Raw genomic sequence first — 22,480 nt, 5'->3', positions numbered from 1 at the left:
GAATGGCGAGTAACAACGTAGCCCAATTTGCCACCGAACTGAAGATGCCTGCAGACCTGCTGCTGACGCAGCTGCGTTCTGCCGGCGTCGAGAAGAGCTCGGCGTCAGATCCATTGTCGAAAGATGATAAGGACAAGCTGCTGGAGCACCTGCGCCGCGCCCACGGCGCCGGTGGTCAATCGGAAAAGAAGAAGATCACCGTCACGCGCAAGGAAACCAACGAGATCAAGCAGGCCGATGCCTCCGGCAAGACCCGCACGATCCAGGTTGAAGTGCGCAAGAAACGCACCTTCGTGCAGCGCGACGACCTGCCCGCGACCACCACGCCCGCTCCGGCGGCACCGGTGGTCGACGAGGCCGAGAACGCCCGCCGCGAGGAAGATGCGCGCCGCCAGGCCGAGCTGATCGCTCGCCAGGAGGCGGACCTGCGCGAGAAACAGGAGAGCCTGGCTCGCCTGGACGCGGAGAAGGAAGCGCAAGCCAAGGCCGCCGCTGCTGCAGAAGCGGACGCCAAGCGCCGCGCCGACGAGGAAGCCAAGAAAGCGGCTGCCGACAAGGCCGCCGCCGAGAAGGCCGGTGCCCGCGACGCGCAGAAGCAGGCCGATACCGAAGCCGCCGACAAGAAACGCGCGGCCGACGCCGAGGAAGCCAAGAAAAAGGCCGAGCAGGCCACCAGGGAAGCCGCAGAGCGCGCCGAAGCAACCGACCGTGCGCGTAAAGCCGTGGCCGACGAAGTGGCCCAGATCAAGGCCATGATGGCGCAGCCGCGCCGCGTGATCAAGGCGCCGGAACCGGCACCCGTGGTCGCCAAGCCGGCAGCACCGGCCGGCACGCTGCACAAGCCGGCCGACAAGAAACCTGGCACCACCACGCCGGCCACGGCCGACAAGAAAGACGATAAAAAGCCGGGCGATCGCAAGTCGATCAAGTCGGCCAACGTGTCGTCGACCTGGTCGGACGATGCCAAGAAACGTGGCGCGCCGGGCGGCGGCAAGGGCCGTGGCGGCAATGCCGCGCCGACCGGCGGCCGCGATGGCTGGCGTGCCGGTGGTGGCCGTGGCGGCCGTGGCCGCAACTCGCACAGCGATGACCGCGAATCGAACTTCCAGGCACCAACGGAAGCGATCGTCAAGGAAGTGTACGTGCCGGAAACCATCACCGTGGCCGAACTGGCCCACAAGATGGCCGTCAAGGCTTCCGAGGTGATCAAGCAGCTGATGAAGCTGGGCCAGATGTGCACGATCAACCAGGTGCTGGACCAGGAAACGGCGATGATTCTCGTCGAGGAAATGGGCCACAAGGCATTCCCTGCCGCCGAGGACGATCCGGAAGCGCTGCTGGCCGACCAGGGCGAGCAAACGCACTACGAATCGACGTCGCGCGCACCGGTCGTTACCGTCATGGGTCACGTCGACCACGGCAAGACCTCGCTGCTGGACTATATCCGCCGTGCGAAAGTCGCGTCGGGCGAAGCCGGCGGCATCACGCAGCACATCGGCGCTTACCACGTCGACACGCCGCGCGGCATGATCACGTTCCTGGATACCCCGGGCCACGAAGCCTTCACGGCAATGCGTGCCCGCGGTGCGAAAGCGACCGACATCGTCATCCTGGTGGTGGCGGCGGACGACGGCGTGATGCCGCAGACGAAGGAAGCGATCGCCCACGCGAAAGCGGCCGGCGTGCCTCTGGTGGTGGCGATCAACAAGATCGACAAGCCGGGCGGCAACCTGGAGCGCGTCACGCAGGAACTGATCACCGAAGGCGTGGTGCCGGAAGAATACGGCGGCGAAGCGCCGTTCGTGCCGGTGTCCGCGAAAACGGGCCAGGGCATCGACACGCTGCTGGAAAACGTGCTGCTGCAGGCCGAAGTGCTGGAACTGAAGGCCCCGGTCGCAGCGCCGGCCCGTGGCCTGGTGGTCGAGGCACGCCTGGACAAGGGCCGCGGCCCGGTCGCAACGATCCTGGTGCAGTCTGGTACGCTGAAGCGTGGCGACGTGGTGCTGGCCGGTTCGTCGTATGGCCGTGTCCGTGCAATGCTGGACGAGAATGGCAAGTCGGTGGCCGAAGCCGGGCCATCGATCCCGGTCGAGATCCAGGGCCTGACCGAAGTGCCGGCCGCCGGCGAAGAAGTGATGGTGATGGCGGACGAGCGCAAGGCGCGTGAAATCGGCCTGTTCCGTCAAGGCAAGTTCCGCGACGTCAAGCTGGCCAAGCAGCAGGCCGCCAAGCTGGAGAACCTGTTCGACCAGATGGCCGAAGGCGAAGTCCAGAACGTGCCGCTGATCGTCAAGACCGACGTGCAGGGTTCGCAGGAAGCACTGGTGGGTTCGCTGCAAAAGCTGTCGACCTCCGAGGTGCGGGTGCAGATCGTGCACGCGGCCGTGGGCGGCATCACCGAATCCGACGTCAACCTGGCGACGGCTTCGAAAGCGGTCATCATCGGCTTCAACGCCCGTGCCGATGCACAGGCGCGCAAGCTGGCCGAAGCCAACGGCGTGGACATCCGCTACTACAACATCATCTACGACGCGATCGAAGAGGTGAAGGCGGCAATGTCGGGCATGCTGGCACCGGAGAAGCGCGAGCACATCACCGGCCAGGTCGAGATTCGCCAGGTCATCCTGGTGTCGAAGGTCGGCGCGATCGCCGGCTGCCTGGTCACCGATGGCGTGGTCAAGCGTGCTTCGTCGGTTCGCCTGCTGCGCAACAACATCGTTGTGTGGACCGGCGAGATCGAATCGCTCAAGCGCTTCAAGGACGACGCGAAAGAAGTGCGCGCCGGCCTCGAGTGCGGCCTGTCGCTGAAGAACTACAACGACATCCAGGTTGGCGACACCCTGGAAGTGTTCGAAATCCAGGAAGTGGCACGTACCCTGTAATCGGGGCACGCGGTATCCGTGGCGGGTGCCGCCCCCTTCCGCGTAACAGCGGAGGTGGGCGCCACCCGCCATTATTTTTTTGGTAAATACATCATGGCAAAACACAGTAAATCGATCCCGTCGCGCGGCCTGCGCGTGGCGGACCAGATCCAGAAAGACCTTTCCGAGCTGATCGCCTTCGAAGTGAAGGACCCGCGCGTGGGCATGCTCACGCTGGCCGAGGTGCAGCTCACGCCGGACTACGCGCATGCGAAGATCTACTTCACGATGCTCAAGGACGATCCCGATACCGTCAAGGCCACGCTGGCCGGCCTGCAGGCCGCCGCCGGCTACCTGCGCAACCAGCTGGGCAAGCGCCTGCACATCCACACGCTGCCGCAGCTGCACTTCGTGCACGACACCTCCGCCTCGCGGGGCATTGCGATGTCGGCGCTGATCGACAAGGCCAACGCCACGCGCGCGGCCGACTATGAAGAAGACGCGGGCGGCTCAGCCGGCGACACTGGCGGCGCGGCGAAAGAATGACGGAAGACGTGAAGCCGCAGGCGAAGTCGAAGGACCAGCCGGCGCGCGTGAAGCGGGTGCGCGACCTCGTCGACGGCGTGCTGCTGCTGGATAAACCGGTGGGCCTGTCGTCGAACGATGCGCTGATCCGCACCAAGCGCGTGCTGAACGCGAAGAAGGCCGGCCACACCGGCACGCTCGATCCGTTCGCCACGGGCCTGCTGCCGCTGTGCTTCGGCGAGGCCACCAAGTTCTCGCAGGACCTGCTGGAAGCGGACAAGACCTACGTGACGACGGTGCACCTGGGCGTGCGCACCGATACCGGCGACACCGAAGGGCAGGTCGTCGAGCCCGACGAGACGCTGCGCCGCGACGCGGCCACCATCACGGTCGAAGAAATCGAAGCGGTGCTGGCCCGGTTCCGCGGCCCGATCGCGCAGGTGCCGCCGATGTATTCGGCGCTCAAGCGCGACGGCAAGCCGCTGTACGAATACGCGCGTGCCGGCATCACGCTCGAGCGCGAAGCGCGCGCCGTCGTCGTTCACAAACTGGTCCTGCTGTCGTACGAGGCGCCGTTCCTGCGGCTGGAAACCACGGTCAGCAAGGGCACCTATATCCGCGTGCTGGGCGAAGATATCGGCGCCGCGCTCGGCTGCGGCGCGCACCTGAACGCGTTGCGGCGCACCGGCGTGGGCGCGCTCGATGCATCGAACATGGTCACGCTGGAAGAAGTGTCGGCGCACGCCGCGCCCTTGTCATTGCTGGCCCCGGTGGACGCGTTGCTGTCGACCTTTCCCCGCATCGACCTGACCGCCGAACTGGCCAAGCGCTTCCTGCAGGGCCAGCGGCTGCCGCTGGGCAAGGAGCCCGGCATGGTCACGCCGGCGCCGTACGAAGGCCGCGTGCGCGTGTATGCGCCGGCGGAAGAGGGCGGGCGGCTGCTCGGCACCGGGCTGTTCGAACAGTGGGCCATCCTCAAGCCCGAGCGGCTGATCGCCGCCGCGCAGTGAGCTGCGCACCCGCCGGCGGAACATCCGTGGGCGTCGGAGAAGCCTGATGCCGGACACCCCGCAGGGGTTGTCGGACACCGGTTTTCGCCCGTATTTCGCCGATGTTCTCGTAAAGAACCGCCGGTCCGTCGTCGCGGCTGGCCACCGATCTTCGTCTGGATTCCCGTGTCATCCGGCCGGCAATGTCAATTCCCCCATCAGGTGCCTTTGACCAGCCAGCAACGATCCGCCTGTAACTAATCATCATTATTATTGTTTCCGAAATTCCTGTTGAGCCGGCATGTTGGTAGCGCTACATTGGGGATTCTCCGGCCGGAGAGCAACCCGAAAGTCTTCCTCATCCACTTCCACAAGGAGCACACTGTGCGCAAGACGCATCGCCCGGTTACCACCGTTCTCGCTTCCGCCGTCCTTTCCACCACGCTGCTGCTGGCCGCTTCCGCGGCTCGTGCCGAACTCACCACCTACACCAGCCAGTCCGCCTACCTCGCGGCGGTCGGCACCACCGGGGTCGACACGTTCGACGACCTTGACATCGAACCGTACGACACGCCGTTCCCCCGCACCGCGGGCGACATCAGCTATGTCGCCACGACCGGTCCCGGCAACACGCGCGCTTATGGCGCCAGCGACGACGATATCGACTGGTACCTCAGCTCCAGCCGCCGTACCGACTCGATCACTTTCGACACGTTCGGTACGCCGATCGCGGGGGCCGGCGGGTATTTCTGGGGTTCCGATATCGCCGGCTACACGGTGTTCGCACCGTACATCACCGTCACCGCCACGGACAGCACGGGCGCCACGCTGACCTACACGATCACCGATCCGGTGCCCACCTCCTTCCTGGGTTTCGTGTCCGATGCGCGGATCGTGTCGCTGTCGGTGGCCACGGGCGACCAGCTCGGCGCCGACGGCTACGGCATCTGGCCGACCGTGAACAACCTGCACCTGTCCGTGGCCGCCGTGCCGGAGCCCGGCACCTGGGCGATGCTGCTTGGCGGCCTGGGCATGCTGTGCTGGACAGCGCGGCGCCGGCAGAACCAGGGATCGTCCAGCCCGCGATAGCCGGCACCAGCGCGCAATCATGCGCCGGAAGGCCGCTCATGGGGCGCCTTCCCGATGCCGCGGCGAACGCCGGCGCACACGATGCGCCCCGCGTCCGCAAGCGGCACCCTTCGATCATCTTCCTGGAGTTCCATCTTGCGTCCAATTCCTTCCGCCGCGGCCGTTGCCGCGACCATCGCTTCCGCATTGCTGCTGTGCGCCGGTTCCGCGCAGGCAGAAATCACCACCTTCACGAACCAGGCGTCGTACCTGGCCGCCGTCGGCAATACCGGTGTCGACAACTATAACGACCTGATCCAGCAGATGTACTTCGACCAGATACCGCGCCAGGCCGGCGACTATGCGTACAGCGTGAGCGCGGGGCCGAAAGCCCCGGCCATCTGGGCCGGCACCAGCGATTACGTGGATTTCTGGCTGACTTCGCAGAACCGCACCGATACCACCACGTTCGCGCTGCAGGACGGCGTGGCCGGGGCCGGCGGCAATTTCTTCGGTTCGGACACCTACAGCCATCCGACCGCCGCCGCCAGCCTGCTGCTGACCGCCACCGACAGCACCGGCGCCACGGTCTCGTTCACGCTGGAGAACCCGGACGTGCATTCGTTCGTCGGCTTCGTCTCCAGCGCGAACCTGGTCTCGCTGACCGTCACCGCCGGGCAGCAGCCGGGCGTGTGGTCGTCGATCGACAATTTCCATGTGTCGGTCGCGGCCGTGCCGGAACCGGGCACGTATGCGATGCTGCTGGCCGGCCTGGGCATGCTTGGCTGGACGGCGCGGCGCCGGGGCAAGGGGGCCTGACGCAGGGCCGGCTTATACCGCCTGCAGCGCCACCAGCAGTTCGGCCGGGTCGGCGGGCTTGACGAAATGCCGGTTGAACCCGGCGGCGTGGGACTGCGCGCGGTCGCTGGGCTGGCCGTAGCCGGTCAGCGCGATCAGCGTGGCACCGGCGGTGGCCGGGTCGCCGCGCAGCAGCCGCGCCAGCGTGTAGCCGTCCATGCCGGGCAGGCCGATGTCGAGGATGAAGGCGTCGATCGCCGCCAGGTCGGCGCGGCGCAGCGCGGTTTCGGCGTCTTCCGCCACGGCCACGTCGTGCCCTTCGGTGCGCAGCAGTTCGGCCAGCACGCCGGCGGCGTCCGGATTGTCTTCCACGACCAGCAGGCGCAATGCGCGCGCCGCCGCGGGCGTGTCTTCGATGGGGGCCGCCAGCGCCGGCACGGCCGCTTCGCCGCGCACCGGCAGGCGGATCGTGAATTCGCTGCCGCGGCCCGGGCCGTCGCTGTGCGCCGTCACCGCGCCGCCGTGCAGCGTGGTGATGCTTTTCACTAGTGTCAGGCCCAGCCCCAGGCCGCCCTGGGCACGGTCGGGGTTGCGTTCGCCCTGGATGAACAGGTCGAAGATGTGCGGCAGCAGCGTGGGGGCGATGCCGTTGCCGTTGTCGCGCACCGCCACGCGGGCCTGGCCGTCCGCCACGTCCAGCCGCAGCGCGATCCGTCCGCCGGGCGGCGTATACTTGGCCGCGTTGTTGAGCACATTGGCGATCACCTGCACGAGCCGGGTGCGGTCGCCCTGCACGGCGGCCGGATGATCCGGCAGGTGCAGGTCGAGCGCGTGGCGGCGTTCCTCGATCAGCGGCAATGCCTGCTCGACGGCGCTGGCCACCACGTCCGCCATGTCCAGCTCCGCCATGTTCAGCTGCACCAGCCCGCGCGTCACGCGCGACACGTCGAGCAGGTCGTCGACCAGGTGCGCCATGTGCCGCACCTGCCGGGTGATGATGTCGCTGGCCACCACGCGGGTCTTTTCGTCCGCCAGCCCCGTCTTCAGCAACTGGGCGGCGGTGCCGATCGGCGCCAGCGGGTTGCGCAGCTCGTGCGCCAGCATGGCCAGGAATTCATCCTTGCGCAGGGCCGCCTCGCGCAGCGCAGCCTCGGCCAGCTTCTGCGAATGGATGTCGGTGCAGGTGCCCATCCAGCGCGCGATGCGGCCGCTTTCGTCGCGCACCGGCATCGCGCGGCCCAGTGTCCAGCGGTATTCGCCGGAGTGGTGGCGCAGCCGGTACTGGATCTCGTACACCTCGCCGGTGGCCAGGCTGTCCCGCCAGGTCGCCCAGGCACGCTCGCGGTCGTCCGGGTGGAACATGTCGTTCCATCGCGGGCCGTCCGTCGTGCCGGGCGGCATGCCGGTGTATTCGTACCACTGCTCGTTGTAGTAGTCGTGGTAGCCGTCCGGCAGCGTCGACCATACCATCTGGGGCATCGCGTTCGTGATCGTGCGGAACTTCGCCTCGCTGGTGGCCAGCGCCTCCATGCTGCGCGCCCGTTCGCTGGCGGTGCGGATACGCTCGGCGAATTCGCGCATCAGCGCCACGTCGTCCGGCGCCCAGTGGCGCGGCAGCGTGTCGCTGATCACGAGGATGCTCTTCAGCCGCCCGAGCTCGATCACGGGAATGTCGACGAACGCCTGCGCATGATGGCGGCGGAACGGTTCCGCGTGGGCCGCCGTGCGGGGATCGCGCGCCACGTCGTCGATGACCACCGCGTGGCCCAGCTGCATGTCGTCCACGAAAGTGCCGAATTCGCGCAGCCGCACCGTGCCCTCGAGCGAGGGGATGCCCGGTCGGCACCAGTCCGGGCCCACGTAGAGCGTATCGGTGGCGTCGTTGTAGCGCCCGTAGGACACCCGGTCCACGCCCAGCAGCTCGCCCAGCATGGCCAGCGCCGTGAACACGATCTCGCGCGGCGAGCGCAGGTCGCGCCAGGCGTCGGAGAGGCGCACCAGCGCATCGCGCCGCGCATAGCCGCGCACCCGCGCGCTCACGTCCTTCACGTAATGCACGATGGCGGTAACGTTGCCGGCGTCGTCGAGCACCGGGGTATTGACGGGACTCCAGTGCCGCTGCAGGAATTCGCCCGGCCGGTCGGGCGCGGGAATGTCATAGCGCTGCACCGGCATCGCATCCGGCCGCCCGGTCTCCAGCACGCGCGTCAGCGAGGCGCGCAGGTTCGCCATCGTCAGGTCGTTGTCCAGCCGATCGACGGGATTGCCGCCGAACACGTCGAAGACATTCCTGCCGATCAGTTGCGCGCGCGTGGTGCCGTTGGCGCGCAGGTAGAGATCCGTGGCCTGCACGATCGTGAAATCGGCGGCCAGCAGCAGGTAGGGCGTGGGCAGGGCATTGAAAACGATGCCCAGGTCGGGTGTTCGGTCGCTCATGGGGTTCCTGGCGGAGAATCACATTAGCATGCCAGTAATACAACGGCAGTTCCGTTGGACAGGTCACACAGCGGGAACTGAAAGAGCCCTGTCTTTGAGCTGTCACAACGCCATGCTATACTAGTGGGTTCAGTGCATCCGCATTTGCCGGGGCGCCTGCTCAGCAGCCGTTCGCATTCATCAGTACCCAGCAGCTTCGGCGTCCCATCAGTTTTACTAAACACAACGACTATGTCTACTACTAAACGCGCAATTCGCAACATCGCCATCATCGCCCACGTCGACCATGGCAAAACGACCCTCGTGGACCAGCTGCTGCGCCAGTCCGGTACCTTCCGTGAAAACCAGCAGGTCGACACCCGCGTCATGGACTCGAACGACCTCGAAAAGGAACGCGGCATCACGATCCTGTCGAAGAACTGCGCCGTTGAGTATGAAGGCACGCACATCAACATCGTCGACACCCCGGGCCACGCCGACTTCGGCGGCGAAGTGGAGCGCGTGCTGTCGATGGTCGACTCGGTGCTGCTGCTGATCGATGCCCAGGAAGGCCCGATGCCGCAGACCCGCTTCGTGACCCGCAAGGCGCTGGCGCTGGGCCTGAAGCCGATCGTGGTCGTCAACAAGATCGACCGTCCGGGCGCGCGCGCCGACTGGGCGATCAACGCCACGTTCGAACTGTTCGACAAGCTGGGCGCCAACGACGAGCAGCTGGACTTCCCGATCGTCTACGCATCGGGCCTGAACGGCTACTCCGGCCTGACGGAAGATGTGCGCGAAGGCGACATGAAGCCGCTGTTCGAAGCGATCCTGAAGCACGTGCCGGTGCGCGACGACAATCCGGACGGCCCGCTGCAGATGCAGGTCACGTCGCTGGACTACTCGTCGTACGTGGGCAAGATCGGCATCGGCCGCATCTCGCGCGGCCGCATCAAGGCCGGCCAGGACATCGTCGTGGTCGATGGCCCGGGCGCTACCCCGATCAAGGGCCGCATCAACCAGGTGCTGAACTTCAAGGGCCTGGAGCGCGTGCTGGTCGATGAAGCCGTTGCCGGCGACATCGTGCTGATCAACGGTATCGAGGAAATCGGCATCGGTTCGACCGTGTGCGCACCGGATACCCCGGACCCGCTGCCGATGCTGACCGTCGACGAGCCGACCCTGACGATGAACTTCATGGTCAACAACTCGCCGCTGGCCGGCCGCGAAGGCAAGTTCGTCACGTCGCGCCAGCTGCGCGACCGCCTGGACAAGGAACTGAAGGCCAACGTGGCACTGCGCGTGGCACCGACCGACGACGACACGATCTTCGAAGTGTCCGGCCGCGGCGAACTGCACCTGACGATCCTGATCGAAAACATGCGCCGCGAAGGCTTCGAGATGGCCGTTTCCCGTCCGCGCGTGGTGTTCAAGATGGTCGATGGCGTGCGCCACGAGCCGTATGAAAACCTGTCGGTGGACGTGGAAGAAGCCAACCAGGGCGGCGTGATGGAAGAACTGGGCCGCCGCCGCGGCGACCTGCAGAACATGGAATCGGACGGCAAGGGCCGCGTGCGCCTGGAGTACCGCATTCCTGCCCGTGGCTTGATCGGCTTCCAGGGCGAGTTCATGACGCTGACGCGCGGCACCGGCCTGATGAGCCACGTGTTCGACGCCTACGCGCCGGTCGACAACACGCGCGGCGAGCTGGCTGGCCGCCGCAACGGCGTGCTGATCTCGCAGGACGACGGCGCCGCCGTGGCCTACGCGATCTGGAAACTGCAGGACCGCGGCCGCATGTTCGTGTCGCACAACGATCCGGTGTACGAAGGCATGATCATCGGCATCCACTCGCGCGACAACGACCTGGTCGTGAACCCGATCAAGGGCAAGCAGCTGACCAACGTGCGCTCGTCGGGTACCGACGAAGCGGTGCGCCTGGTGCCGCCGATCCAGATGTCGCTCGAATACGCCGTGGAATTCATCGAGGACGACGAACTGGTCGAGATCACCCCGAAATCGATCCGCCTGCGCAAGCGTTACCTGAAAGAGCACGAGCGTAAAAAGGCTTCGCGCGACGCGTAAGCCGTTCGGCCTGGCCGAATCGAAAAACCCGCCGGGTCGCAAGACCGGCGGGTTTTTTTTCGCCTGCATGATCCACGCAGGAACCGCTCAGATGTTGCACTGCAATAAATATCGAACGTGCGAAAACACGACAGCCGGTAACATCTTGATACAAATTGCGCGAAAAACTGCGCAAGAATTTACATCGACTGATCATTTCGGTGAGCAAAAGTCACTCTTGCTCATGTTGGTGATTTGTTGCTGAGTTGAAGTTGTACGACGACGTACCTCACATAGAATCCTCCGGAGTTGATTCAAATATAAAAGGCTCTATCAGGAGCCGCCATTCGGAGGAGAAGCAATTGACCAGGCACACCAACAACGTGCAGGCGGCCGGCCGCCTGAACCGCAGGACCGTTTTCGCGATCGCCGCATTGATGCTGGCCGCGCATGCCGCCATGGCGCAGGAGGCAACCGCCACGGCCGCACCCGTTACTGCGCCTGCGGCCCAGGAAGCGCAGCAGGCTGCGCCGGCCGCCGCGCCGGCTGCCGATCCTTCGCAAGGCAGCGTCGTGGTCGTGACCGGCACGCGCAAATCGGTCGCTTCCGCGATCGACCGCAAGATCCGCAACGCCACGGTGTCCGATTCGATCATCGCCGAAGACATCAACCAGTTCCCCGACAAGAACGTGGGCGAGGCGCTGTCGCGCATCACCGGCGTGCAGCTGTCCCGTTCGTTCGGCGAGGGCTCGCAGGTGGCCATCCGCGGCGTGGAGCCGGACCTGAACCGTGTCGAGATCAACGGCATGTCGGTGCTGTCCACCGGCGGTGGGGCCGGCCGCGGCGCCGAACTGCGCGAACTGGCTTCGGAACTGATCCAGTCCATCGACGTGTACAAGGGCGTGACCGCGGACATGACCGAAGGCGGCGTGGGCGGCACCGTCAGCGTAAAGACCCGCAAGCCGCTGGACTTCAAGAAGCCGACAGTCGCCGCCACCGCGTCCGGGCAGCAGTCGTCCAGCCGCGGCGGCGTGCAGCCGCGCGGCAGCCTGCTGCTGGCCGACAAATACTTCGACAACAAGCTGGGCCTGATGGGCAACTTCGTCTACGACAAGGTGCTCACGCAGCAGGACTATGCGCGCAACACGTCGTGGCGCTTCCTGCGCGACTGGGATGCATCGGCCGAAAAAACGGTGGTGAGCAAGGACCCGGCGCTTGCCGCGATCGGCAGCCAGGCCGGATGCGACGCGCTGACCGGCACGCCCAAGACCGATTGCCTCAAGCAGTGGTACGACTACTCGCCCGGCATCGCGCGCTACGGCATGTGGACGCGCGATCACAAGCGCTCGTCCGCCGAGGTGACCGCGCAGTATGAGTTCTCGAAAAGCTTCAATGCCTACGTGAGCTACCAGGACAACAAGCAGGACCAGCGCCTGAACGACCGCAACTTCGGCACGGCATTCGAAAACGTCAACCGCCTGGCCAGCGCCGGCAAGGCGCCGGTGTACAACGCCAGCGGCATCGGATCCGGCGGCACCTGCACGGCCATCCCGACCACGGGCACGCCGGCCGGCATGACGGTGCAGAACCACTACGTCACCGAATACACGGTGGGCAACTGCCTGAACGTGGGCGGCCAGGGCGGGCAGGGCGCGTTCTCCACGTCGGCGCGCGACTATGAGCTCGATATCCGTTCGCGCTACCTGTCCAGCGGCTTCACCTTCAAGCGCGACCGGCTGGAAGTGGAAGGCCTGGTCGGCACGTCGTCGTCCGACTACTTCAGCGACAGCAACAACGTGGTGCTGACGCAGAACGCGCCGGGCCTGAAGGTCGCGCTCGATGCCCAGGGCCTGCCGCACTTCACGTTCCCGAGCGGTTATTCGCCGGATGACGCCAGCTCGTACACGCAGGTGCAGTTGCAGTACCGTCCGTCGGAAACGCGCAATACCGAAGACCAGGCCAAGATCGACGCCAAATACCGCCTCGACGGCTTCTTCTCGAAACTGTGGGTCGGCGCCCAGGCCCGCAAGTCGACAGGCCGCCAGTACAACGGCGGCGGCTACCTGAACAGCAACGATCTCTCCACCACGGCCGACGACGTGGGCATCATCAGCGCCAACGTCAACCAGACGCTGATCTACGATCCGCTGAACACCTCGGGCGTGATCCGCTCGCCGGAGACGCAATCGTTCCTGAACAACAGCTACGCGACGAATTACGCCACCGCGGCCCAGATGCAGGCGCTGGTCAGCTCGATCATCGGCCGCACCCCGGGCACGTTCTTCAATGGCTACGACAAGGTGAGCAACCTGCCCGCCGGCTGGACGACGCCGAACTACGCCGCCGCGGCGCCGAACTTCGACACGTCGCACTTCAACCACGACTACCTGACCAGCGCGCCGGGCAGCGACGGCAAGACCTATCCGCAGATCCCGGCCTACAAGTCCGAGGAAAACGTGCGCTCCGCCTACGCCCGCCTGGACTTCGACTCCGAACTGCTCGGCTACGGCTTCACCGGCAATGTCGGCGCCCGCTACACGGGGACCCGCAGCCGCGCGACGGGTTCGTCGTCCTACCGTTACCGCCTCCGCACCGGCGCCAACAACTCGACGGCCTACACCGACTACATCATCTCGAACAGCATCGCCACGGTCGACAACGAGTACCACGACGTGCTGCCGAGCGCCAACCTGATGGCCTGGCTGGTGCCGGACACGTTCCTGGTGCGGTTGGGCTGGGGCAAGGTGATGTCGCGGCCGCGCATCGACCTGCTGGCACCGAACATCTCGTGCATCGCCAACAGCGGCAGCGAATTGGTGGGCGGCGACGGCACGGCCGACGACTGCACGGCCGGCAATCCGAAGCTCAAGCCATTCCGCGCCACCAATACCGACCTGTCGCTCGAGTATTACCCGAGCGCCGACACCCAGGTCAGCGTGGCGTTCTTCAACAAGAAGATCTCCAGCTACATCCTGGAGAAGAACCTGCAGAAGGATGTCGACGTGTACGGCGATGGCCGCCTGTGGGACGTGACGGGGGCGGTCAACGGCGAGGGCGCCACCACCAAGGGCATCGAGGTGACGGCCCGCACGGCGTTCACGTTCCTGCCGGGCTGGCTGGGCGGCTTCGGCGTGGATACCAACTTCACGCGCATGAACTACAAGTATGCGCCGGGTACCGAACGCCTGAACACCCTCGATGGCAGCGTGCTGCCGTATCCGGGGCTGTCGAAGAACAGCTACAACGCGGCACTGTGGTATGACCGCGGCCCGATCAATGCGCGCGTGGCCTACAACCACCGCGACCGCTACTACACGGGCGGCAACGACGTGTCGGGCAACCCGAATTTTTCGGAAAAAACCGGTTACCTCGATGCTAAACTGCAGTACCGCTACAGCGAGAACATCACCTTCTCGCTGGAGGGCAAGAACCTGACCGACCAGGCTGAAATCACCGATGCGGGCGACCAGTTCCGCGTCAACGAGCTTGCGTTCCCGGGCCGCCGTTACTACCTGAGCGTCTCCTTCAAGAACTGAATATGCCATCAGCGTTCCAACGGACCGCGGGCTTCATGCCCGCGGTTTTTTTCGTGTGCGCCGCGGCGGGTGCCACGGTCCTTCCCGCCACCGCCCTTGCCCAGGCCACCCCTGTCCCGGCCTTCGACAATCCCCTCGTGAAGCAGCGCGCCGACCCGCACGTCACCCTGCAGCCGGATGGCTGGTACTACTACACCGCCACCGTGCCGGAATACGACCGCATCGAAGTGCGGCGCGCTCGCTCGCTCGATGCGCTGGGCGCCGCCGAAGCGCACACGGTCTGGCGCAAGCATGCGCAAGGTGAAATGGGCGCGCACATCTGGGCGCCCGAGATGCATAAAATCGACGGCAAGTGGTTTATCTACTTCACCGCCGGCCGCGCCGACAAGATCTGGGAAATCCGCCTGTACGTGCTCGAATGCGAATCCGACGACCCGCTGCGCGGTCCGTGGAAGGAACGCGGTCAGTTGAAGACCGGCTGGGAGTCGTTCGCGCTGGACGCCACCACGTTCGCGCTGGACGGCAGGCGCTACCTGCTGTGGACGCAGAGGCCGAAGGAGGGCGACAAAAAGCAGACCGACATCTACATCGCGCCGATGGACACGCCGCTGTCGATCTCCGGCCCGGCCGTGCTGCTGACCGAACCGGAATACGACTGGGAGAAGGTCAGGCACGCCGTCAACGAGGCGCCCGCGGTGCTGGTGAAGAACGGCCGCGTGTTCCTCACGTATTCCGCCTCGGCCACCGACGCCAACTATGCCCTCGGCATGCTGACGGCACCGGCAGGCGCCAACCTGCTCGACCGCAAGTCATGGACCAAGTCCGCCCAGCCGGTGTTCGCCAGCAGCGCGGCGAACAGCCAGTACGGCCCGGGCCATAATTCGTTTACCACCACGCCGGATGGCAAGACCGATATCCTCGTCTACCATGCGCGCAATTACCGCGACATCGCGGGCGACCCGCTGCGCAACCCCGACCGGCACACGCGTGCCCAGGCGATAGCATGGCGGGCCGACGGCACGCCGGACTTTGGCGTCCCCGTCCCCGACAAAAAATAGCGCCACCTAAAAAATAGGGACGGACCCTGTTTTACAGGAAATTTCCTCTAAAACAGGGTCCGTCCCTACTTTTGCGTCCCTATTTTTTTGGGAAAAGTGAAACCTGGAAAAACTGGGGACGTACCCCTATTTAGAGGAAATTTCTTCTAAATAGGAGTACGTCCCAGTTTGTTTTCAAAGCAACTGCGCCAGCCACCGTTCGCGGTACTGCGGCCATCCCTGCAGCGCGATCGGCTCGGCGGTGTGCGAGCGGGTCGAAGGGGCGGTGCCCCAGTGCGCCAGCATCCAGCCGCCGCACGTGGTGCCGCTGGCGTCGTCGGTGACGGTCACCTGCTGGCCGCGCCGCAGGGCGGCGAGCAGCGGGGCGAAGTGGGGGTTGTTGGTGAAGCTGCCTTCGATGACGATGTCGCCCGCCGAACCGAGCGCGGTCAGGCACCAGTCGCTCATCAGCACGCAGTACAGCGTGGCCAGCGCGGTGCGTTCGGCATCGGTCGGCAGCGCGGGGCCGACGACGGAACCGGTGCGGCCGGCGAACGGGCCGCCCGCTTCGGCGAACGCGGGCAGGGCGTACGAGTCCTGGTCGATGATCTGCTGCAGGTCGGCCACGCTGCACGGCGCGGCGTCGGTGCCGGCCAGCGCGCCGAATTCGCGGCCGCCCATGAAGCGGATGCACGGCACCGGCTGGCCCAGCGCGCTGCAGTTGGCCAGCATGTCCGACGCTTCCCGCAAATCGTCCAGCGGGCCGCCGGGCAGGGCGGCGATCACCCAGGTGCCGGTCGACAGCACGGCCGGCGGCGCCGCATGGCTGCCCTTCGCATCGAGGTGGCGCAGCAGCGAGGCATTGCTGTCGTGGATGCCGCACACCACCTGGCAATCGGCCGGCAGCCCGGTGCGCTCGATCAGGTCGGGGCGCAGCGGCCCCAGCGCATCCCAGGCATTGCGCAGCGGCGGCATCAGCGGGTTCCAGCCCATCCGCTCGACCAGCTGCGAATACTGCTGGCGCGACGGCTGCCACAGGTCCGTATGGCAGCCGAGCGACGTGACTTCGCCGGCCGCCACCCCGGAGAGGCGCCATGCCCAGTACTGCGGATACATCAGGATGTGTTTCGTGCGCGCGAAATCGGCCGGATAAGCCCAGGCCAGCCACGCCAGCTGCCGCCCCAGGTTCAGGCCGGCCGGCAGCGACGGCGAATAGGTCGTGTCATACGCGGGCCGCTGCGCGATGTAGTCTTCCCGCTGCGCGGCCGGCGGCTCGAACTCGTAGTCGAGCACCGGCAGCACCAACCCGGCATCGTCGACCAGCGCCGCGGTGGCGCCATGCGTGACCGGCACGATCGCCCGCACCGGCGTGGTCGCCGCGAAGTCGCGGATCGTGTCGAGCATCCAGTTCCAGATGCCTTCGGTGTCGTGGTGCGGATACGGCCCGTCGCGCAGCACCGTGTTGGCGCGGCGCCGTTCGGTCAGCTGGTTGCCGGCGGCGTCGATCAGCGCCAGCTTGACGTTGGTCTTGCCAATGTCGAGCACGATGATTGCACGAGCTTCCGATTGATCCCTGGTCATTTGGCCACCTCTCATTTTGCCACCTTCCTGCCGCGCAACAGCCGCGGCAGCGCGATCGTCACCAGCAGCAGCAGGCCGATCACGATCGTCATGTAGATGCCCGGGATGTTCGCCATCGACAGGCCGTAGGTCACCGTGCCCAGCGTCAGCACGGCCAGCATCACGCCGCCGATCGTGCCGGCGCCGCCGGCGATGGAAACGCCGCCCAGGATCACCATCGTGATCGCTTCCAGTTCCCAGCCCATCGCGATGTTCGGGCGCGTGGAACCGATGCGGCCCGTCAGCAGGAACGCCGCCAGGCCGGCCATCGCGCCGGTGAGCATGAACAGCACCAGGCGGTAGCGGTCCACCTCGATGCCGGAAAACCGCGCGGCGATCGGGTTGTTGCCGATCGCGTAGATGCGGCGGCCCCACCGCGTGGCGTGCAGCACGAACGCGAAGATGGCCGCGAACACCAGCAGGATCACGAATTCGCGCGGGATGAAATCAAGAAAGTACCCTTGCCCCCAGTCCGTCATCAGCTGCGGGTAGCCGGTGAAGGCCTTGTCGCCCAGCACCACCGACGCCAGGCCGCGGAACAGCGACACGGTGCCGATCGTGACCACGATCGCGGGCAGGCCGAAGCGCGTGACCAGCACGCCGTTCAGCGTGCCGCAGGCGATGCCGGTGGCCAGCGCCACGAACAGCAGCGAGGCGGGCGGGAAGCCGGCGTTCATCGCCAGCCCCATCGCCACCGACGACAGCGCCAGGATGCCGGCCACGGAGATGTCGATCTCGCGGCAGATGATCAACAGCGCCATCGGCAGCGCGATCAGGGCCTTCTCGCTGAAGTTGAACGTGCCGTCCGCAAGGTTGTACGGATCCAGGAAGTGCGGCAGCAGCGCGCCGTTGACGATGAAGACCAGCAGCAGGAGCAGGGCGAGCAGGGTTTCCCACTTGCCCAGCACGCCCTTGATGCCGAAGCGGGGCTGGTCGAGGATCGTGTAGCGCGAGCCGCTGGCGGCGGGTGTTTGCGGCGGCGTCGTTTCGGGTGTTTTGGTGGTGGCGGTCATGGTGTTCACGCGGCACTCCGGACTGGCGAGTGATGGTTGTCGAGGTGCAGCGGCAGGATCTGCCGGCCTTCCTTCTTGCGGTCGCGGGCGTTGATCAGCACGGCGACCAGGATCACGGCGCCGGTCAGCGCGCTTTGCCAGAACGGCGATACCTTCACCACCGGCAGCGCGTTGCCGATCACGGCCAGGAACAGCGCGCCCAGCACGGCGCCGAACACGGAGCCCGTGCCGCCGGCGATGTTGATGCCGCCGATCACGCATGCGGCGATCACGGTGAATTCGAAGCCGTAGGCGATCTCGGTGTAGGCCACCGCGTAGCGTGCCACCCACAGGTAGCCGCACAGGCCGGCCACCAGGCCGGAAATCCCGTAGGTCCACAGCAGGCGCTTCGCCATCGGGATGCCCACATAGCGGGCGCTCGAAGGCGCGTTGCCGATCGCGAACAGGTCACGGCCGAAGCGGCTGTGGCCAGCCAGGTACCATGCCGCCAGCACGGCCAGCGCGGCGATCCACACCAGGTGCGTCACGCCCAGCAGGCGCGCCAGCGGGAAGGCGATGAAGTCGGCCGGCATCTGGTGCGACGACACCCATGCGCCGCCGGACAGCACGAACACCAGCCCGCGGTACACGCTCATCGTGCCCAGCGTGACGACGATCGCCGGCAGGTCCAGGTAGCCGATCAGGTAGCCGTTGACGAGTCCCAGCACGAGGCCCAGCGCCGCGGCGGCCAGCACGATGGCCGGCAGCGGCAGGCCCGGGTTGTGCGCCGCGAGCAGGGCGGCCGCCATGCCCGACAGTGCCAGGTTCGACGCCACGGAAAGGTCGACCCCGCGCGTGACGATGACCAGCATCTGCGCCAGCGCCAGCATGATCAGCAGGGTGCTGTCCGTCAGCAGGTTGGCCAGGCTCGCACCGGTGACGAACACCGGCGCGCGCAGGCCCACGCCGACGATCAGCACCACGATCGACCCGGCCAGCAGCAGTTCGCGTTTCATTGACTTCAGATTGAATGCGTTCACGCCGCTTCCTCCAGCACGGCACCCGAGGCGGCCGCGCACACGTTTTCCGGGGTCGCTTCGAGGCGCGAGAATTCGCGCTCCACGCGGCCCTGGTGCATCACCACGATGCGGTCCGACAGGCCCAGCACTTCCGGTAGTTCGGACGACACGAGGATCACCGACAATCCCTGCCTCACCAGCTCGCCGACGAAGCGGTGCACCGCCGCCTTCGAACCGATGTCGATGCCCTTCGTGGGTTCGTCGAGGATGATCACTTTCGGATTCGTGGCCAGCCACTTGCCCAGCACCACCTTCTGCTGGTTGCCGCCGGAGAGTTCGGAAACGTTCTGGCGCAGGTGGTGCGCCTTCAGTTCGAGCTGCTCGCTGTACAGCCGCGCCACGGCCAGCGATTCACGCTTTGCCTTGCCGCCGCGCAGGAACCAGCCCATCTTGTCCAGGATCGGCAGCGTGATGTTGTGCAGGATCGGCAGCGACAGGTGCGCGCCCTGGTGCTGGCGGTCTTCCGGCACGTAGGCGATGCCATGGGCGATGCCGTCGGCCGCGCAGCCGATGTTCACGGGCTTGCCGTCGATCGTCACGGTGCCGCGCGAAGGTTTCGTGAGGCCGAAGATCGCCTGCATCACCTCGGAGCGGCCGGCGCCGACCAGGCCGTAGAAGCCCAGGATCTCGCCTTTTCGCAGCGAGAAGCTGACGTCCTGGAATTCGGTCGGGTGGCAGAAGTCCTTCACTTCGAGCAGCGTGGCGCCCGGCGTCACATCCGCCTTCGGGTAAGCCTGGCTCACGGCGCGGCCCACCATCAGCGAGACCAGCTCGCCTTCGGTGATGTCGGCCAGCACGCCTTCGGTGATGTACTGCCCGTCGCGCAGCACCGTGTAGCGGTCGGCCACGGCGTAGATCTCGTCGAACTTGTGGGTGATGAAGATGATGGCCGTGCCGGCCGCCTTCAGCTGGTTGATGATGCGGTACAGCTCGCCGATCTCGCGCTGCGAGAGGGCGGCGGTCGGTTCATCGAGGATCACCACGCGGGCATCCTGCGACAGCGCCCGGGCGATTTCCACGAAGTGGCGCTGGGCCACCGACAGGTCCTTCACTTTCGTGCGCACCGGCAGCGGCACTTCGAGGCGCGCGAACAGCTGCTCGGCCTCGTGCTCGATGCGGCTCCAGTCGATCCGGCCGCCCTTTTGCGGCTGGCGCCCCACGTAGATGTTCTCGGCCACGGTGAGCTCGTCGAACATCACGCTTTCCTGGTGCACCGCGGTGATCCCCACGCGCATCGCATCCTGCGCGTTGGCGAACGATACGGCTTCGCCGCCCAGCGTGATGGTGCCTTCGTCCGGCTGGTAGATGCCGGTCAGCGTTTTCACCAGGGTGGACTTGCCGGCGCCGTTCTCGCCCAGCAAGGCCATCACCTCGCCGGCGCGCACCGTGAGCGACATCTTGTTGAGCGCGGTCACGCCACCGAACCGCTTGCAGATGCCTTCGAGGCGTAGCACGGCCTCGCCCGCCGGGATGGCACTCCCGGCAGGTGTGTTCGTTGTCTGTTGCATGGCTTAGAAAATCTTGGCGAATTGATCAACGTTGCCGCGGTTGTACGTGAACGGTTCGGCCATCGCGGCCTCGCCTTTCGCGTCGATCGCGATGGTGCCCATCCGGCCGGCGGCGAACTTGCCGCCCGCTTTCGCATCCGCCGCGCCCTTGACGAAGTCGTAGGCCGCGTAGGTGGCCGCATACCCCAGGTCGATCGGATTCCAGATCGCGAATTCCTTGACCGCGCCGCTCTTCACGTGGCCGGCCATTTCGGAAGGCAGGCCCAGGCCGGTGACGAACACCTTGCCCACCACGTTCTCGTCGACGATGGCCTTCGATGCCGCCACGATGCCCACGGTGGTGGGAGCGATGATCGCCTTCAGGTTCGGGTAGCTGCGCAGCAGGCCGATCGCCTCGCGGTAGCTCTTGTCGGACTGGTCGTCGCCGTAGGTGGTGGCCACCAGCTTGAGCTTCGAGAATTCCGGCCCGTTCAGCTGCGACTTCATCACGTCGATCCAGATGTTCTGGTTCGTGGCCTGCGCCGAGGCGGACAGGATGGCGATCTCGCCGGCGCCGCCGATCGAATCGGCCGCCATCTGCAGCTGCTTGCGGGCGATCAGTTCGGCGTTGGACGGGTTCAGCTGCATCAGCCGGCCTTCCTGCGCCAGGCCGCTGTCGAACGACACCACCTTGATGCCGCGCTGCATGGCCTTCTTGGCGATCGGCACCAGCGCGTTCGGATCGTTGGCCGAGATGACGATGGCATCGACCTTCTGGCTGATCAGCGAATTGACGATCTCGATCTGGCCCTCGGCCGAAGGCGTGGTGGGGCCCGTATAGATGATTTCCACGTCCTTCAGCTGCGCGGCCGCTTCCTTGGCGCCCGTGTGGGCGGCATCGAAGAAGCCGTTGCCCAGGCTTTTCACGACCATCGCAATACGAATTTTCTGACCCTGGATTTTCTCACCGTTCGCGCCGGCTGCCGGCTGGTCGCTTTTCTGGCCGCAGCCGGTCATGCCGGTCATCGAGACCGCGGCAGCCAGCGCTGCGAGGATAAAAGTCTTGCGTTTCAATGTGCAGCCTCCGGATGGAACAGCGATGAAGCCGGGAAGTCGAACCCGTGCGAGAATTGCAGCGACCCGAGCTGGGGCGGCACCGCTTCCGGCGCCACGGTCACCACCTTCACGCCGGATTGCTCGAGCAGCTGGACGGCGGCATCGGAGGCATAGGTATCGGTGATCACGCAGGAAACGCGGTCGAGGCCGCACAGGATCAGGCCGGCCTTCTTGGCGAACTTGGAGCTGTCCGCCAGCACGATCAGTTCCTCGGCCTGGCCGATCAGGCGCTTCTCGGCCTGGATCAGCAGCGGGTCGGCTTCCATCAGGCCCAGCAGCGACAACCCGTAGACGCTCATGAACATCTTGGCCGCGTAGTGGTGCTGCGTGATATCGTTGTCGAACGGCGAAAGAATCACGTTCTGCTCACGGTACACCTTGCCGCCAGGCAGGATCACTTCGTTTTCCGACGACACCAGCAGGCGCTCGGCCATCAGGAACGAATTGGTCAGGATCTTCAGGTGCTTGTCGACCAGGAAGTCCGCCATCATGAACGTGGTGGTGCCGCCATTGATGACGATCGTTTCGCCTTCCTCGCACATGCCGGCCGCGTAGCGGGCGATGGCGCGCTTGCGGTCGGCGAAGCACTGGATGTTGTGGTCGAAAGTCTCGCTCGTCAGCGTGAGGTTGCGCTTCTTCTGGGCCAGGTTCGCCGCGCCGCCGCGGGTGCGGGTGAGCAGGTTGCGCGCAGCCAGCCAGGAAATGTCCCGGCGCACGGTGGCGGGGGAGGCGCTCAGCCATTCGACCAGCTGGGGAACGCTGGCGGTGTGGTGCTCGGCGAGCAGCTTGAGCAAACGTTTACGGCGCTTGTGATTCACCATGTTTCCGTCTCCTTGTGTGATCCTACTTCGCAGCGGGGTGCCGTGAGTGGTCTATTTATTAAGGGCAAGGCT

The 22,480-nt window shown here is 65.9% G+C and carries 15 protein-coding genes; 8 read left to right on the top strand and 7 right to left on the bottom strand.

Features of this window, described 5'->3' with window-relative positions; genetic code table 11:
• Positions 1–2 precede the first annotated feature (2 nt).
• From infB to GJV26_RS07895, 5 genes are all read left to right on the top strand, one after another.
• Entirely contained in the window at positions 3–2,882 is a 2,880-nt protein-coding gene (gene infB / locus GJV26_RS07915; protein WP_155708348.1) for a translation initiation factor IF-2, read from the top strand.
• Between the two features lie 93 nt (positions 2,883–2,975).
• Complete coding sequence (rbfA, locus tag GJV26_RS07910; RefSeq protein WP_155708347.1) at positions 2,976–3,407, top strand: 30S ribosome-binding factor RbfA; 432 nt, start codon at positions 2,976–2,978, stop codon at positions 3,405–3,407.
• Complete coding sequence (truB, locus tag GJV26_RS07905) at positions 3,404–4,396, top strand: tRNA pseudouridine(55) synthase TruB (protein WP_155708346.1); 993 nt, start codon at positions 3,404–3,406, stop codon at positions 4,394–4,396. Before rbfA ends, truB begins: the two co-directional genes overlap by 4 nt.
• Positions 4,397–4,759: 363 nt before the next feature.
• Complete coding sequence (locus GJV26_RS07900) at positions 4,760–5,464, top strand: PEP-CTERM sorting domain-containing protein (protein WP_229427951.1); 705 nt, start codon at positions 4,760–4,762, stop codon at positions 5,462–5,464.
• Positions 5,465–5,599: 135 nt separating this feature from the next.
• Positions 5,600–6,262 (top strand): PEP-CTERM sorting domain-containing protein, encoded by a 663-nt coding sequence (locus GJV26_RS07895; protein WP_229419211.1) that lies wholly within the window; start codon positions 5,600–5,602, stop codon positions 6,260–6,262.
• Positions 6,263–6,274: 12 nt separating this feature from the next.
• Here GJV26_RS07895 and GJV26_RS07890 read toward each other — a convergent pair whose 3' ends face one another.
• Positions 6,275–8,677 (bottom strand): hybrid sensor histidine kinase/response regulator, encoded by a 2,403-nt coding sequence (locus GJV26_RS07890; protein ID WP_155708344.1) that lies wholly within the window; start codon positions 8,675–8,677, stop codon positions 6,275–6,277.
• Positions 8,678–8,908: 231 nt separating this feature from the next.
• Here GJV26_RS07890 and typA point away from each other — a divergent pair, with 231 nt between their 5' ends.
• The 3 genes from typA to GJV26_RS07875 all read left to right on the top strand — a co-directional run bounded on the left by typA (position 8,909) and on the right by GJV26_RS07875 (position 15,314).
• Complete coding sequence (typA, locus tag GJV26_RS07885) at positions 8,909–10,741, top strand: translational GTPase TypA (protein ID WP_155708343.1); 1,833 nt, start codon at positions 8,909–8,911, stop codon at positions 10,739–10,741.
• 341 nt (positions 10,742–11,082) lie between these two features.
• Positions 11,083–14,256 (top strand): TonB-dependent receptor, encoded by a 3,174-nt coding sequence (locus tag GJV26_RS07880; protein ID WP_229419210.1) that lies wholly within the window; start codon positions 11,083–11,085, stop codon positions 14,254–14,256.
• A gap of 35 nt (positions 14,257–14,291) precedes the next feature.
• The gene (locus GJV26_RS07875) at positions 14,292–15,314 is read left to right on the top strand and encodes a glycoside hydrolase family 43 protein (protein WP_173346168.1); all 1,023 of its coding nucleotides are present in this window, start codon (positions 14,292–14,294) and stop codon (positions 15,312–15,314) included.
• Positions 15,315–15,488: 174 nt separating this feature from the next.
• Here GJV26_RS07875 and GJV26_RS07870 read toward each other — a convergent pair whose 3' ends face one another.
• Genes GJV26_RS07870 through GJV26_RS07845 form a run of 6 tightly spaced genes read right to left on the bottom strand, consistent with a single transcriptional unit; the run spans position 15,489 to position 22,408 of the window.
• Complete coding sequence (locus GJV26_RS07870) at positions 15,489–16,874, bottom strand: FGGY-family carbohydrate kinase (RefSeq protein WP_155708341.1); 1,386 nt, start codon at positions 16,872–16,874, stop codon at positions 15,489–15,491.
• An 11-nt stretch (positions 16,875–16,885) separates the two neighbouring features.
• On the bottom strand, positions 16,886–17,926 hold the full coding sequence (locus GJV26_RS07865; protein WP_155712318.1) for an ABC transporter permease: 1,041 nt from the start codon (positions 17,924–17,926) through the stop codon (positions 16,886–16,888).
• A 5-nt stretch (positions 17,927–17,931) separates the two neighbouring features.
• A complete protein-coding gene (locus GJV26_RS07860; RefSeq protein ID WP_308807669.1) occupies positions 17,932–18,945 on the bottom strand; it encodes an ABC transporter permease in 1,014 nt (337 codons plus the stop codon).
• Positions 18,942–20,492, bottom strand: a complete 1,551-nt coding sequence (locus GJV26_RS07855; protein ID WP_155708340.1) for a sugar ABC transporter ATP-binding protein — start codon at positions 20,490–20,492, stop codon at positions 18,942–18,944. Before GJV26_RS07855 ends, GJV26_RS07860 begins: the two co-directional genes overlap by 4 nt.
• Positions 20,493–20,495: 3 nt before the next feature.
• Entirely contained in the window at positions 20,496–21,545 is a 1,050-nt protein-coding gene (gene rhaS / locus GJV26_RS07850) for a rhamnose ABC transporter substrate-binding protein (RefSeq protein WP_229419209.1), read from the bottom strand.
• The gene (locus tag GJV26_RS07845; RefSeq protein WP_155708339.1) at positions 21,542–22,408 is read right to left on the bottom strand and encodes a DeoR/GlpR family DNA-binding transcription regulator; all 867 of its coding nucleotides are present in this window, start codon (positions 22,406–22,408) and stop codon (positions 21,542–21,544) included. The genes rhaS and GJV26_RS07845 overlap by 4 nt, the downstream gene beginning before the upstream one ends.
• Between the last annotated feature and the right edge of the window lie 72 nt (positions 22,409–22,480).

The sequence above is a fragment of the Pseudoduganella dura genome, assembly GCF_009727155.1.
Classification (GTDB): domain Bacteria; phylum Pseudomonadota; class Gammaproteobacteria; order Burkholderiales; family Burkholderiaceae_D; genus Rugamonas; species Rugamonas dura.
Note: the sequence above shows the minus strand (reverse complement) of the source record. Positions and strands in the feature narration are given on the sequence as shown.

Coding starts and splice junctions, on each gene's coding strand:
- GJV26_RS07865 (WP_155712318.1), bottom strand. CDS start 17,926: ATGACCGCCACCACCAAAACACCCGAAACGACGCCGCCGCAAACACCC.
- GJV26_RS07870 (WP_155708341.1), bottom strand. CDS start 16,874: ATGACCAGGGATCAATCGGAAGCTCGTGCAATCATCGTGCTCGACATT.
- infB (WP_155708348.1), top strand. CDS start 3: ATGGCGAGTAACAACGTAGCCCAATTTGCCACCGAACTGAAGATGCCT.
- typA (WP_155708343.1), top strand. CDS start 8,909: ATGTCTACTACTAAACGCGCAATTCGCAACATCGCCATCATCGCCCAC.
- rbfA (WP_155708347.1), top strand. CDS start 2,976: ATGGCAAAACACAGTAAATCGATCCCGTCGCGCGGCCTGCGCGTGGCG.
- GJV26_RS07855 (WP_155708340.1), bottom strand. CDS start 20,492: ATGCAACAGACAACGAACACACCTGCCGGGAGTGCCATCCCGGCGGGC.
- GJV26_RS07845 (WP_155708339.1), bottom strand. CDS start 22,408: ATGGTGAATCACAAGCGCCGTAAACGTTTGCTCAAGCTGCTCGCCGAG.
- GJV26_RS07890 (WP_155708344.1), bottom strand. CDS start 8,677: ATGAGCGACCGAACACCCGACCTGGGCATCGTTTTCAATGCCCTGCCC.
- GJV26_RS07875 (WP_173346168.1), top strand. CDS start 14,292: ATGCCCGCGGTTTTTTTCGTGTGCGCCGCGGCGGGTGCCACGGTCCTT.
- truB (WP_155708346.1), top strand. CDS start 3,404: ATGACGGAAGACGTGAAGCCGCAGGCGAAGTCGAAGGACCAGCCGGCG.